This is a genomic window from Thermoproteota archaeon (assembly GCA_003352285.1).
In the GTDB taxonomy this organism is placed as follows: Archaea; Thermoproteota; Nitrososphaeria; order Nitrososphaerales; family Nitrosopumilaceae; genus PXYB01.
This window is the reverse complement of record QQVN01000003.1, coordinates 308,123-321,300: the sequence shown is the minus strand read 5'-3', so window position 1 is coordinate 321,300 and position 13,178 is coordinate 308,123. Positions and strand designations below refer to the sequence as shown.

Sequence of the window (13,178 nt, the reverse complement as noted above, 5' to 3'; positions counted from 1 at the left end):
GAAGATGTGTTCTCAAAATCTATTTCATCTTTTGTTGTGTTTTTTCTTTTGTTTAGTTTGACTCCCGCCTTTGGTCATGGCATAGGTGGGGAGACGTTGCCTCCAGTTACAATAGGAGATAGAAACGCAACCATTTATCTGGAAATTGAACCCCCTGTTTATGATCCGAATGCAGGAGAGCAAAGAATTCTGATTCGGTTTTTTGATGCAGATACTGATGCAGTGATTGAGCATGTCACATACATGGTAGAGCTCAAAAAAGACGACAAGAGAATATTCCGACACATGTTTCATGATGACTTGGGAAACCTGATCATGACCATAAAATCCACCGATGATGAAAATATCACCGTATCAGGCAAGGAAGCCCCAGTACTTGGAGGTTACATGAGGGATGGGGACAAGCCACTTGTTTTGCAGGGTCCGATCTTTAAATCAGGTGGCTTGTACGAGTTTAACGTAGAAATTCTAACTTTAGATGAAGATTCCAAAGTACTCGATAAGAGGATTTTTTATCGAGGAGCAATCAGCGTTGCAGACAAAACAAATTACGATGTAAAAGGAGGAGATGATAATGATTACCAGATAGGAATCACCTCGTGGTATGACCAAGTTTCAGATTTCAGATATTCCCCAGAAGAGAGAGAGGTTTCATTTGCAATGCCTTTTGATTGGAGTAAGGAAAACATCGAGCAGGTTCAAGTAGTTCATGAAGAGGTGCACATTCCAAAAAACTTTGGTGAGCTTTTAGTTACAAAATATGATGTCATGGTAAATGGAATACCTCTACCCTCAAACACGGTTGTTGCAGATGACTATTCTGAAGAAGATAGAATTGTGCATGCAATTCTGCCAAAGAGTGAGCTTCTATCAATTAGAGATAAGGCTTCCAAGGTTTCTGACTCTTCAATGTTTTTTACCTTTTCACCAAGTGAGGAAGTTGTTTTGCCACTAGTGTCAAAAACTACCAGTTACGTGTATGATATTTCACTGTGGTGGGAACCACTAGTCATAAAGAGTAATGAGCCTACAAAATTTTTTGTCGATATTTCGGAATCGTATGTGATAGACAAAAAGAAAGTTCCTGTAGAATATGACTTTGTTTTGACGCAGTATGGAGAGGAGATTTTCCGAAAAAGAGTCACTGCAGAGATGAACGCACCGCCTAAGAGTTCTTTTGAGGAGATCACTTTTTCAAAAGATCAGGTTGGACCTGTCATGGTAGCAATAGAAAACATTAATGACACGTTCTTGGGATCTACGGATTTCATGATAGTTGTAGAGCCGCAAGAAACTCCCATACAGGAATTTCCCATACGATTGGAAAGCATTGGCAGTGAAAAAGAAGCAGGAAGTTATTTTGTTGATATTACCTTAATTCCCTTCCCACAAGAAATCAATGAAGAGTCTGAGTTTATCATTACCATCTATGATAAAAAAACAGAGATGCCAATACCAGGGTCCCAATATGACTTTGTGTTACTAGATCAGAAGGGAGATGTTTTGAAGAAGGTAAACGGCTTTGCCAAAGGCGGAGGCAGTTTTGAGAACCATAGGTTTCTAGAAAAAGATCTAGGCACAAATACACTACGAATTGAAAACATCAACAACAGTGATGAGTATGTAGAATTACCAATCACAGTTACTCCCGAGTTTCCGTTTGGGTTCCTTGTAGCATTTTCATTATCATTGGGAATGGGCATAATCTTATGGAAGAGGGCGTTTGGGATACCAAACAGATTACAGATATGAGAATGTATCAGAGAACCTGTCTTTGAGTTCTGAAGTAAAGTCGGGTTTTATTTTTTTGAGTGCGAAAAGGACTTGCTCGTTGTTTGTTAATCTGTATGTCCTTTTGAATCCTGACTCTCTAGATATCAGACCCAATTCGATCAACTGTGTTAATGTCAATGACACCGTGGATGGTGCTTTTTTTGCTTCATTGCGTATTTGAGAAAAAGTGGAATCTGGATGATGCAATAAGAATGTGAGAATACGTTTGCATGTTTCTTTTCTAAGAGAAATGAAACAGTCAAATTCGTTAGGATTTATGTGTGGAAGAAAGAACCATGTTCTCCTGTTTGATCTTTTGATAGTTATTCTAGAGTTTTTTTCTAGATTTGAAATGCAGTTTGAAAGAGTGCCATTGACTAGGCCTGATTTCTGTTTTAGCTCTGAGTAGTTTATTCCGGGATAGTCGTCTATAATTTCGAGTATGTTCTCAAGTTTGGTTTTTTTGGAAGAAAGATAGCGATTCATGTTCTGATATGTAAAAACACGTGTACCCTCCTCAATATATCCTGCTGTTTTGAGCAATTGGTTTTGTGTCATTAATGCTATTCTTCTGTAAACTGTTGCCTGTGGAATTCCACTTTCTTGGGAAATCTCCTTGATGGATTTAGGAGTCTTTGTGATATTGAGAATCGTCTTAACGTCTTTATCAAACTTTAACTTTTGATTGCCAGACATTATCCAGTTTGAGCTAACATCCAAATAAAAAACTTAGATATGTACTGAATGTTTTATCGTTGGAAGATTAAGGATTCATTCCCATCATAGGACCGCCCATCATTTGATTTCCCATCATTCCAGTCATGTTTCCTCTCATCATGCTCATCATTCCCTGATTGTTCATCATGGAGTTCATCATTCCTTGATGTCCCATCATGTTAGTCATCATTTGTTGCTGCATTTGTGGATCATTCATCATTGTAGACATCATTGGACCCATCATTTGGTTCATGTGTTGGGGATTGCTCATCATCATATTGTGCATTTGCTGCATAGCTTGTGGATCATTCATCATGGTACTCATCCACTGGTTCATTGCTTGAGGGTTTTGCATCATGGTTTGATGCCATTGGTTCATTGCATTAGGATCGTTCATCATTTGTTGCATAGCTTGAGGCGACATCATCATTGGTGTAGTTTGGGATGACTGCAAAGCAGCATATCCGATTCCTAAACCTGCAAAAAATACTCCAACTGAAATTCCAATCAAGAGAGCTGTGCTTACCAATTTCAGTTATGATTATGCTTTTTTGCTTAATATACCATCAATACGATTTTCATGTGTAATTCTCAGAATAGGTTCTCAATATCATGTGGTTTATTTTACTAATTTCGTGAAGATTGAGTGAATTCAAATGCCAGATGATGATAACTTGCCAAAAGATCTTGCCCATATCACGCCTTCCTATCGCAGAGCATTATGGATAGTTGTATTGCTCAACGTGGGTTATGGAATAATTGAGTTGGTTGGAGGATTCTTGGTAGATTCCCAAGCACTCAAAGCTGATTCCCTTGATTCTCTTGGTGATGGATTAATCACATTTCTTGGATTACTTGCAATCACATGGAGTCTCAAATGGCGTGCAAATTCAGCTCTCATTCAAGGAATATTTCTGGCTGCAATGGGAATATCTGTTCTAGCTTACACAATATACCGTACACAGGTTTTGAGTACACCTGAAGCTGGTTTAATGGGAGTTTTCGGAATTGTTGCACTCTTGATAAACATCATTGCTGTTGTGGTGTTGATTCCCCATAGGAAAGGAGATGCAAATGTTCGTGCAGTTTGGGTATTTAGTCGCAATGATGCACTTGGAAACATTTTGGTGGTAGTTGCAGCTGGATTTGTCTTTTGGACAAACACATCATGGCCTGATCTTATTGCTGCTGGAATAATCGCATCGATATTTCTACAATCATCTTGGTCTATAATCAGAGATGCCAGAAATGATTTAAAAAAATTCAGGTCCTCCGTCTAGTTCAATTCTGATAGGATTAGGAGGATTTGGTGACTTTTTTTGTACCAAGGAAATTTATGATTGTTAAATCACTGCAAATCGTACTTCACAAAACCAATTTTATCTTATTGTTTTTTGCTAACTTCTATTCTTATGTTTAAATTATTTAAGACCAAAAATTTTTTCTAATTCTGACATAATCTCTTATTCGAGTAATACCTTATTATCTAAAAACATTCAATTTTGTTTATTCTGTTATTCCTTTAATGATTTCATTCAGATGGGTTATGGGGTGATAATTAGACTCGAATTCGTAGACCCCTTTCATTAGAATAGCTTTCACTGGATGCCATCCCTCAGCTTCTACCAATCCCTCATAGTGCTTATCGGGTGGAACCACTGGATGGTACTCGTTTTCATAGTAAACCTCTACAAATTCCCCTTCACATATGGGACATCTGTTGATTCTGGGCTCTTTTTCTACCTGCAGATTGCTATATGATAGGTTTCCAAACCAGGTCACAGACTTGTATCCTTTTTGGATGCCACAGTGAGACAAGAGATAACAGAGTGTTTGGAATGTGGATGATCTTTCTCCAGCTTCTTTTACATACCATCCGTATCTGCCAAATGCATTTCTAATATCTGATTTATTACCAAACCCAACCAAATGAAAATGAGGATAAGGGTACCACTGTCTTGTAGAATGATTGAGCCTGAATGGATGAAAGATGACAGCACCTCCTTCTATCTGTCCCAGTCTCAGAATATGGCTCATCCTCTGACGCAGTATCTTTACTGGTGTACCATGCTGTGAAGGAGGGACAGAAAGAATCAGATGAATTGGAGTTTTGTTTTTACGTTTTTGAGAATATGTATTGATGCGTGTTGTTGCATTGTTTGCCTGCCTTGCTATCCATTTAAGATAACAGGTTTTACAGCGAGCTCTGTAACAGGATCTCTGGAACTGTTTGATATAGTAGAATTTTCCTCTTCCAAGCTTTTCATGTAATGAATCATTAAGGCATCCTATTGTCTTCCACATGCCACACCAATCATGCGGTTCTGATACTGCTGGAAGATGCCAACCTTGAAAGGTTATCTCATACCAGTTTGAAAGAAACTTGTACTCTTCTACGATGTTGGCCACCAAAGACAGACAAGAAATAGTTCGCTCAGAGGCGGGACGAAAGAATTGAGTTAGGGTTTGATTGTGCATTACGCTGTCACTTTTTTCTTATGGCGTGGTTTTCTGCGGAGGGTGGTTTTACAACAAGGGCATAACAGATTATCATGAATAATTGAAAATCGACATTCGGAACAGAATTTGTAACCTAAACAAAACTTTGGGTTTCCAGAATACCCTTCAAACGTATTACAGATTCCTTTACATGACATATTTTATCACAGATTTTTCATGTCATTACAAGTAGGACATGGTTCAAATCCCATGGTTAATTTTTCAAGTCGGTCTAATCCACATTCATAACAATGCAAGAATAGCTTTTCAAAGGGTTTCTTCAGAATCTTTTTACAAATATGACATTTCTTCATTAAATGAATGGTCAGCCTTAACTTTATACGCAATATGTAACATTATGCCATCAACGGTAGCATGCTAGAATTAACCAAAGTACAAACCAGAATTTTAAAAGCAATTTTTGAAATTCAGCATAAAGAGTCTAAAGGTAAAGGAGTCACAAGCTACAATATAAGAAATCAAAAAATCCCAGGGAGAACATTTGATATCAATAAGGATGTTTTACTTTATCATCAAATAATCAGGATAATACGTGAAGAAAAAACTGGGAAACAAACTCGCCTATACTATGAGCTGACACCCATAGGGTTTTTTGCATTGATTAAATCCCTATCAAATGACAAACCAGATGTCCTTTTGAAATACATCAAATTCATTCCTCATTTGGGGGAACAATGGGAAAAGTATTCCTCCGCCATGGGCTCATATCATTATCTTTTGCTAAGATTACTGAAACGAGCTTTGAACGAGCTTGACATACTGACGCAATATAGACTACATACTAGAGATTACAAATTCAGACCACGCATTGAAGAAACTACAACATTTTTGTTTGAGGATAGAGGATTAGAAATTAAACTCTCTGATCTATACTATCCAGCAAAGAAGGAAGAGCGAGGCATACATCATAAAACTTTCTTACAAAAAAAGGAAAAAATCTGGAAGAATATTTTTTCTAAAGATTCTATACAAATATCGGATCGAACGGTAAACAGACTCATTTTCTTATTCTATTTCAATGCAATGAAATTGCACTATGATGATAGATTTGGCTTTCATCTTTTCAATGATTTTCATGCATCTCAGATGGGAGAAAGCACACTAGAAATTCCAAAGGAACATGAAAAAATTGAGGATTTTGAAAAATTAAAAAATGAATACAAGAAAAAATGGGATGATTATGACAAGTTTTGGAAAACAAAACGAAAGGAATTCTTTGACATCATAATAAAAGATGTTTTTGATAATGATTCTTTATTTTTTATTTTTGCGGAAGGGTTTACAAGCTTACTTGCAGTTTACAGCCACAAGCCTACAGTGATAGAACAGATTGATAATCATTTTTCCAAGAAATTAATCGAGAAAGGACTAGAATACGGAATAATTGAAAAGATTCCTAAAGATTCAGACTCTGAATCAAAGTCTTAATTTCATTTTCTGGCAATTTTGGAATTTTTCCCGTCATTAGCATTTGAATTAGTATCTTTCCTGCAAGTTTGTTGGTCACAAAATTCTGTTCACTTGCCTTTTCTTCCAAATCCAAAGCCTTTTGAAGATCTAACGGCTTCCCACATTTGTTACATATTTCAGATTCAGAAGAATTAGGCATCTTGCAGATATGACAAATTTTAGGAGTTACTGGTTTATCGTCAGGCTCGTCTGCCATTCCTAGATGCTTCAGGTATGCCTGTTCCACATCAGAGCTTACAAGATGAACGTAATTAGCAGGCATTTTAGAAGTAGATGTCCATCCATGTCTTATTCTCATTTGAGCTTCAGTCATGTATTTGGCAGTTTCAGTAGCCTCACTATGTCGAAATAACTTCAGATTAATCTTTTTGGTAATTCCTGCTCTTTTGCACACTGTTTGTAAAACTTTGTTTGCAGTAGCATGAGACATAGGTTCACCATAATGATTTACATCAATCTTAATCCAAAGAGGAGAATCAGTAATTTCTTTGAAGGGATGAGAATCAATCCATGAAGCTAAGCTAGGAACAGAAGTAACTAATCTTACAGGACGTGGACCTGTTTTACCATCCACATGAATGACAGCTCCTTTATCATCAAATTTTACATGTTTTATTCTCAGGCTTAAAATTTCTCCAGGTCTTGTCCCTGCTTCTGCATGAACATGAATTAAGGCCTTATCTCTGAGATTGCCCCTACAGGCTCTAAGTAATTTATCAACATCATTTTGTGTTATGAGATCCTCCCGTACAATTTTACTTCTTACCTCTTTTAGTCTGACATTCTTTGTCTCTTCAGGATCCCCAACAATGCGATATTGTCGATCCCCAAGTTTGAACCATCGAAAAAATATTTTTAAAATTTTTTTATGATCCCAAGTTGAGTTGGTTTCCTGCCCAGTTTCAGGGCTATACCTTTGCATCACTTGAAAAACCAAATCGTTAACATCATCTTTTGTAACATCATGCCAATCTTTTTTCAAAAGTCTGCTCAAACTGAGAAGAATTTCAAGGTGTTTTCTTCTAGTTGCCTTTGCCAAAGACTCTCTAACAAGAACCCTGTCATACTTTAGAATAAGTTCAGAGTTTTTGGTGGAAAGTTCTTTTTCAATGCTAGATAGCAGGGAATTGATCGCCCCATCATAGTTATGAATTTGAAATCTTTCTTTTTGAACAAGATTACTCATAAGATAATATCAGTGCATGCAGGGTTTTAAACTCAAAAGTAAGCGCCAGGTAAGGGATTCGAACCCCTGCACGCTTGCGCGTAGCCGTTTTCGAGACGGCCGCCTTACCACTTGGCTAACCTGACAAAATTTTATTGAAATTTCTCCTTAATATGATAACTGCAATTTAGAAAAGACAAAAAACAGGTACTAATACAGAATAACAAATGGGATTAGATCTAAAGCAATTAGTAGTTAGAGAAAAGACAAAGCTGGAATCATTTCAAACCAAAGTAATAGCCATTGATGCATACAATGCAATTTACCAGTTTCTTGCAATAATTCGCGGTCCAGATGGAATGCAGTTATCAGACTCTCAAGGTAGAGTTACAAGCCACATATCAGGCCTGTTCTATAGAAACATCAATTTTCTTTCACTAGGTATCAAGCCAGTCTATGTCTTTGATGGTAAACCTCCGTCATTAAAATCAGCAGAGATTGAAAGAAGGCGTCAGATCAAAAAAGATGCTACCGTAAAATACGAAAGAGCAATTGCAGATGGAAACATGGAAGATGCAAGAAAGTTTGCACAACAGACTACGGCAATGAGGGATGGAATGGTAGAAGACTCTAAAAAAATTCTCTCATTATTTGGGATACCATACATTGATGCACCATCAGAGGGGGAAGCAACTGCAGCTCATATGACTCAAACTGGAGCAGCCTATGCATCAGCTAGTCAAGACTTTGATTCAATTCTGTTTGGAGCAAAACGGCTGATTAGAAACTTTACAAACAGTGGAAGAAGAAAGATTCCAAATAGAAATTCATACATGGAGATAGAGCCTGAAATCATCGAAGCCCAAAAGACACTAGAAGCATTGGGACTAACAAAGGAACAGCTTGTAGATGTTGGAATATTGATTGGAACGGATTTTAATCCTGACGGTTTTGAAAGAATTGGTCCAAAGACTGCACTAAAGATGATAAAGGATCATTCAAGGTTGGAAGATATTCCAAAGATTCAGGAGGAATTAGAAAGTGTCCCCTATGAGCAGATTAGGAAGATCTTTTTGGAGCCAAAGGTATCTGAGATTTCAAATGTGGATTTTGGAGAGATAGATTATGAAGGAATTGTAAAGTATCTTTCAGAAGAAAGAGACTTTTCAGCAGACAGAGTAAACTCCTCACTAAATAGACTCAAAAAAGCAATCGAGAAGAAGAGCCAGACACTAGAGCAGTGGTTCACGTGAGTTTTTTTTTTTGAAAAAATGTTTTCCATGTGACGTTGTGAAATAATTTAAAAAATATCAACCATCATTTTTGTTCCCTTCTTAATCAAAAATGGTGCTAAGAAGGTAGTCAATATTACAACAGTTCCTACAATTGGGAACAAAAACGCACTAATTGCACCCATATCTTGACCTACTTTTAATACAATAAATGAAAATTCCCCTAGCTGTGCCATCGATAGACCAATTCCTAGAGCATTATGACTACCTAGTCTGAAAAGCCTTACACCTGCATATGTTGCAACTGTTTTTCCAATTATTGTTACTATTGTGATTATCACAATTGGAATCCAATATTGTGTAATTATTTGTACGTCCATTAATGCACCGATAGTAACAAAAAATATTGCAACGAAAATTTCTCTTGTTGGGGCTATGAGGGTAGAAATATCATCAGAAAATCTTGTGCCAGCTAATATTACACCAGCAAGAAATGCCCCAGTAGCAGCTGAGAATCCCAAACTATATGACAAATATGACAAACCAAATGCCAATCCCAAAGCTGCTAATATCATAAACTCGTATCGTTCAAAGTTAGAAAGAAAAGAAAACAATTTCGGAATAGAAAGACACCCAATTAAGGCCGTTAGTCCAATGAACATACCAATTTGAGCTATCAACCAAAGCGTGTTATCAAGGCTGAAAGTATCTAGCAAGATGGTAGAATGTAGCATAGAAATGAGTACGGCTGCAATCAAATCCTCAATTATCAGTATTCCGATTATGAGTTGGGATGAGGGTTCCTGTACAACATCCATCTCTTCTAAGACTTTAACAATTATTGCAGTTGAGCTAATTGATAACGCTGCTGCTAAAAACATAGAGTCAATTATTGACCAACCAAATGCTTGTGCCACTCCAAAACCAATAGCTAACATTACAGCTACTTCGATTATTGCAATTACACTGCCAATCTTTCCAATTGATCGAAATTGGGATATCGGAAAAGTTAGCCCTACACCAAATAAAAGCAAGACAATTGCAATGTCAGAGAAATTATGAAGTATTGAAACGTCATCTATCAGGCTAAATGGGCCAAATGGTCCAATCAGAATTCCTGCAACTAAAAATCCCAATACCAGTGGTTGTCTTAATAGGTAGGCAACAATGCCGACACCGGCAGATATAATCAGCAGATACCCTAAATCTCCTATTAATTCTGCCCCAATCTCCAAGATGACTCTTTTTGCTTCTTTCTGGCAGCAGATTATTGGGATATCTAGTCAAAACTCTTTGCCAAAGTCAGTATTTTTTTAGTATGCCAAGCATCTTAACTCAAAATTCATCATCATAAAGTACATCATTTGTGGTGTTGACTCAGAAACATTGCTGCTAAATTTTGACTCAATCAGTGGTTTAGTTAAGAGAAAACTCAGTCAATCTATGCATAAAAGTTAGTCGAACTAGTATTGTATAATTTAGAAATGTGTCAAGAATGATTTTGATTTTAAGAGCCACTCTTTGGAGTTGGCTCTATAACTATTTCATCAATGCTGAATTTTTCTGCAACTGATGATTTTATTTTCTCTACAATTTCATAGACATTATCCAAAGTCATTTTTTGATCTAAAATCACATGTATTTGAGCATAAGAGCCGTGACCTAGTGGCCGAATTTGGACATCTTGTACATCAACGTTGAAACTTGTTGTAATGTGTTCTTTGATTTCATCATGCAAGTCAGGGTCTTTGACAGCATCAAGTAAGACAAGTGAAGATTCCTTGATTGCAGTATATGCCATGTAAAAGATGTAACCGGCTATGATTATTCCTCCAATTGCATCCATGTATTGGATTCCAAAGTATCCAAGTAAGACACTTCCAAAACCAACAAATGATGCGCTACCATCTTTTATGGAATTTTTTGCATCAAGTGTTAATGAGACAAGATTGAATTTTTTTGCTACTCTTCTAACTTGAAATGCACGATATAGAGAAATGCTTCCTGCTGCCAAAAGGGTAACCATTGTAATTTCTGGATTGGTGGTTTCAGATGGATGAATGATTCTCTCATATGCATGGTACACAATGAATGCACCTAAGATCAGAATAGCTATTGCAGCAATGAATGCAGCTAGACTTTCGATTTTTGCATATCCAAAATGAAAACTATCAGAACGAGGTCTGTGAATCATTCTAATTCCAAACCAGACAATAAATGAGACTAGACCATCTGCAATAGAATCAAGTCCATCGGCAAAAAGTGTCAAACTGCCAGTAAACGTAGAAATGAGAATTTCTGCAACGCCAATACCCGCCAGAACCCATATTGAGCCCCAGGCTATTTTTCGTGCCTCTTCAAATGCTTTGGACTTGTCCAAATGTATGGATTTAAAATTATTCATAAATGATTAACGTTATTGGGACCCATCAGAATTCGTCTATTATACTTAATTGATTCAGATTTTAGAATATTGCGCGGTTGTGCTTAAACCTAATTTGTCGGGAGTTTTAACACTCAGCATACTAGGTTAGAAAAACATCAAAAAACATCCCAGAATTTCTAAATAACAGGTTAAGTTAATTTTTCTTGTTTCTCATTTTTTTGTTTTCTTGCTCGGATAATTGATGCAGTAAAGGTAACTCCCAAAAGTGAAAAAACCACAACCAATGAATGTATGACCTCAATATGAATAAATTCAGAAAGGAGCATTTTTACTCCAATAAATCCAAGTATGATTGTCAAGCCATACTTTAGATAATACAGTTTTTCAATTCCAGAGCCAACAACAAAGTACAGACTTCGAAGACCTAGTATAGCAAAAATATTTGAGGAAATTATGATAAAAGAGTCCCGTGTAATTGAAAGAACTGCGGGAATTGAATCCAGTGCAAATACAAGGTCTGTCATCTCTACTGACAATAAAGCAACTAAGAGAGGGGTGACGACAAACTTGCCATTAACTCTCTTGATGAATCTGTGATCATTTGATGTGGAATCAACGGATGTAAATTTATTTAAAATTCTTACTACAATGCTTTTTTCAATCTCTAACTTTTCCTTTTCTTTTTTTGTAATCATTCTAATGCTAGTAAAAATCAGAACTGCCCCAAGCACATACACCATCCAATGAAAAGATTCCAGTAAAGATACACCGGCAAGAATAAAACCAATTCTCATTACAATTGCACCGATTATACCCCACATCAAAACACGATGTTGATGAATGTGGGAAATTCCTAGGGATGTAAATATCAAAACAAAGACAAGCATGTTATCAACACTGAGTGATTTTTCTAGGGCATAACCTGTAGCGTATTCTATTGCTTTTTGAGAACCCATTACAAAATAAATCAAAACTGCAAAGATGCCACCAAGTCCAATCCAGATGATTGTCCATATAGAGTCAGTCAAAAATGGCTGTGATGTTTTGCCATCTTGTAGTTTTTTTCTTTTAAAGAATCTATGAAAGTGGTCTGAAAAAAGATCTATTGAAAGAGTTACACTGACTATGGCAATGAAGATAATCCATAAACTCGTTGGAGCGGTACTTGCTTCCATGTAGGCTTAATCGATGTCCAAGATGATACCATGTATTTAGACATATTGAGAAGAATTGAGGACAGGTATCACTCATTTTTTAAGCAGTCTATCTAGTTTTATCCCAAAAGATAGGCAAGGTGGAAAACAAGGTAAGCAATGGTTTGAATTAAAAAGGAAATTTTTATTTTTTTATCATTTTAGACATTTTGGAAAATTTTTCATCTAACATTTCGGTGGTATTTTGTAATTCAGTTATTTTGTCCTCGTTTGCCTTTTCTCTTAGATTTTTTATTACTTTGAATGCAAATTCGTTTCTATCAAATGGCTTTAGAAGAAAATCACATGCCCCGTATTTTATCGCATCCTGTGTATCATTTTTAGAACCAGACAGACTCATCATCATTACTTTAACGGATGGATCCATTTTTTTCATTAGTCTTAATGTCGTGATTCCATCCATCTCAGGCATTTGTAAATCAAGTAGAACTAGATCTGGTAGAATTTTCTGGAATTTAGTTAATGCTTCTTTGCCATTTTTTGCATCAAAAACATAGGGAGTAATATCGTTCATATCTATTAATTTGTGAAGCAGTTGCCGCATTGAAAGACTATCATCCACTATCAAAATTCTAAAAAACCCTTCCTTAAACTTCATTTAAGAAAATTTTAGAATTTTTGGTAGATAAGAAAATAGATGTTTAAAATACACAAGTAATATTTTCATATTTTGCCTAAAGTTTTTGCCAAAAGACAAAAAT

General features: G+C 36.3%; 12 protein-coding genes and 1 tRNA gene. 4 read left to right on the top strand and 9 right to left on the bottom strand.

Features of this window, described 5'->3' with window-relative positions; genetic code table 11:
• Nucleotides 1–6 precede the first annotated feature (6 nt).
• Entirely contained in the window at nt 7–1,752 is a 1,746-nt protein-coding gene (locus tag DWQ18_03445) for a peptidase (GenBank protein ID RDJ33969.1), read from the top strand.
• Here DWQ18_03445 and DWQ18_03440 read toward each other — a convergent pair.
• Together DWQ18_03440 and DWQ18_03435 are read right to left on the bottom strand one after the other, a co-directional pair.
• Nucleotides 1,741–2,469 (bottom strand): hypothetical protein, encoded by a 729-nt coding sequence (locus DWQ18_03440; GenBank protein RDJ33968.1) that lies wholly within the window; start codon nt 2,467–2,469, stop codon nt 1,741–1,743. The genes DWQ18_03445 and DWQ18_03440 overlap by 12 nt on opposite strands.
• Before the next feature lie 67 nt (nt 2,470–2,536).
• Nucleotides 2,537–2,920 (bottom strand): hypothetical protein, encoded by a 384-nt coding sequence (locus DWQ18_03435; GenBank protein ID RDJ34343.1) that lies wholly within the window; start codon nt 2,918–2,920, stop codon nt 2,537–2,539.
• Nucleotides 2,921–3,146: 226 nt separating this feature from the next.
• Between DWQ18_03435 and DWQ18_03430 the strand changes: the two genes are divergently transcribed.
• Nucleotides 3,147–3,770 (top strand): cation transporter, encoded by a 624-nt coding sequence (locus DWQ18_03430; protein RDJ33967.1) that lies wholly within the window; start codon nt 3,147–3,149, stop codon nt 3,768–3,770.
• Nucleotides 3,771–3,996: 226 nt separating this feature from the next.
• On the opposite strand, the gene DWQ18_03425 is transcribed toward DWQ18_03430, so the two are convergent.
• Nucleotides 3,997–4,968, bottom strand: coding sequence for a hypothetical protein (locus DWQ18_03425; GenBank protein RDJ33966.1), 972 nt, complete (start codon nt 4,966–4,968; stop codon nt 3,997–3,999).
• 396 nt (nt 4,969–5,364) lie between these two features.
• Here DWQ18_03425 and DWQ18_03420 point away from each other — a divergent pair, with 396 nt between their 5' ends.
• Complete coding sequence (locus DWQ18_03420; GenBank protein RDJ33965.1) at nt 5,365–6,438, top strand: hypothetical protein; 1,074 nt, start codon at nt 5,365–5,367, stop codon at nt 6,436–6,438.
• On the opposite strand, the gene DWQ18_03415 is transcribed toward DWQ18_03420, so the two are convergent.
• Both DWQ18_03415 and DWQ18_03410 read right to left on the bottom strand, forming a co-directional pair.
• Nucleotides 6,407–7,666, bottom strand: coding sequence for an integrase (locus tag DWQ18_03415; GenBank protein ID RDJ33964.1), 1,260 nt, complete (start codon nt 7,664–7,666; stop codon nt 6,407–6,409). The genes DWQ18_03420 and DWQ18_03415 overlap by 32 nt on opposite strands.
• A gap of 43 nt (nt 7,667–7,709) precedes the next feature.
• Nucleotides 7,710–7,791 (bottom strand) — tRNA-Ser (locus tag DWQ18_03410).
• 81 nt (nt 7,792–7,872) lie between these two features.
• Here DWQ18_03410 and DWQ18_03405 point away from each other — a divergent pair.
• Entirely contained in the window at nt 7,873–8,898 is a 1,026-nt protein-coding gene (locus DWQ18_03405) for a flap endonuclease-1 (protein RDJ33963.1), read from the top strand.
• Between the two features lie 47 nt (nt 8,899–8,945).
• Here DWQ18_03405 and DWQ18_03400 read toward each other — a convergent pair whose 3' ends face one another.
• The 4 genes from DWQ18_03400 to DWQ18_03385 all read right to left on the bottom strand — a co-directional run bounded on the left by DWQ18_03400 (nt 8,946) and on the right by DWQ18_03385 (nt 13,075).
• On the bottom strand, nt 8,946–10,112 hold the full coding sequence (locus DWQ18_03400; GenBank protein ID RDJ33962.1) for a cation:proton antiporter: 1,167 nt from the start codon (nt 10,110–10,112) through the stop codon (nt 8,946–8,948).
• 272 nt (nt 10,113–10,384) lie between these two features.
• Nucleotides 10,385–11,281 carry a cation diffusion facilitator family transporter gene (locus DWQ18_03395; GenBank protein RDJ33961.1) on the bottom strand — a complete coding sequence of 299 codons (897 nt, stop codon included), beginning with the start codon at nt 11,279–11,281 and terminating at the stop codon, nt 10,385–10,387.
• 170 nt (nt 11,282–11,451) lie between these two features.
• Nucleotides 11,452–12,438, bottom strand: coding sequence for a hypothetical protein (locus DWQ18_03390; GenBank protein ID RDJ33960.1), 987 nt, complete (start codon nt 12,436–12,438; stop codon nt 11,452–11,454).
• A 163-nt stretch (nt 12,439–12,601) separates the two neighbouring features.
• On the bottom strand, nt 12,602–13,075 hold the full coding sequence (locus tag DWQ18_03385; protein RDJ33959.1) for a response regulator: 474 nt from the start codon (nt 13,073–13,075) through the stop codon (nt 12,602–12,604).
• Between the last annotated feature and the right edge of the window lie 103 nt (nt 13,076–13,178).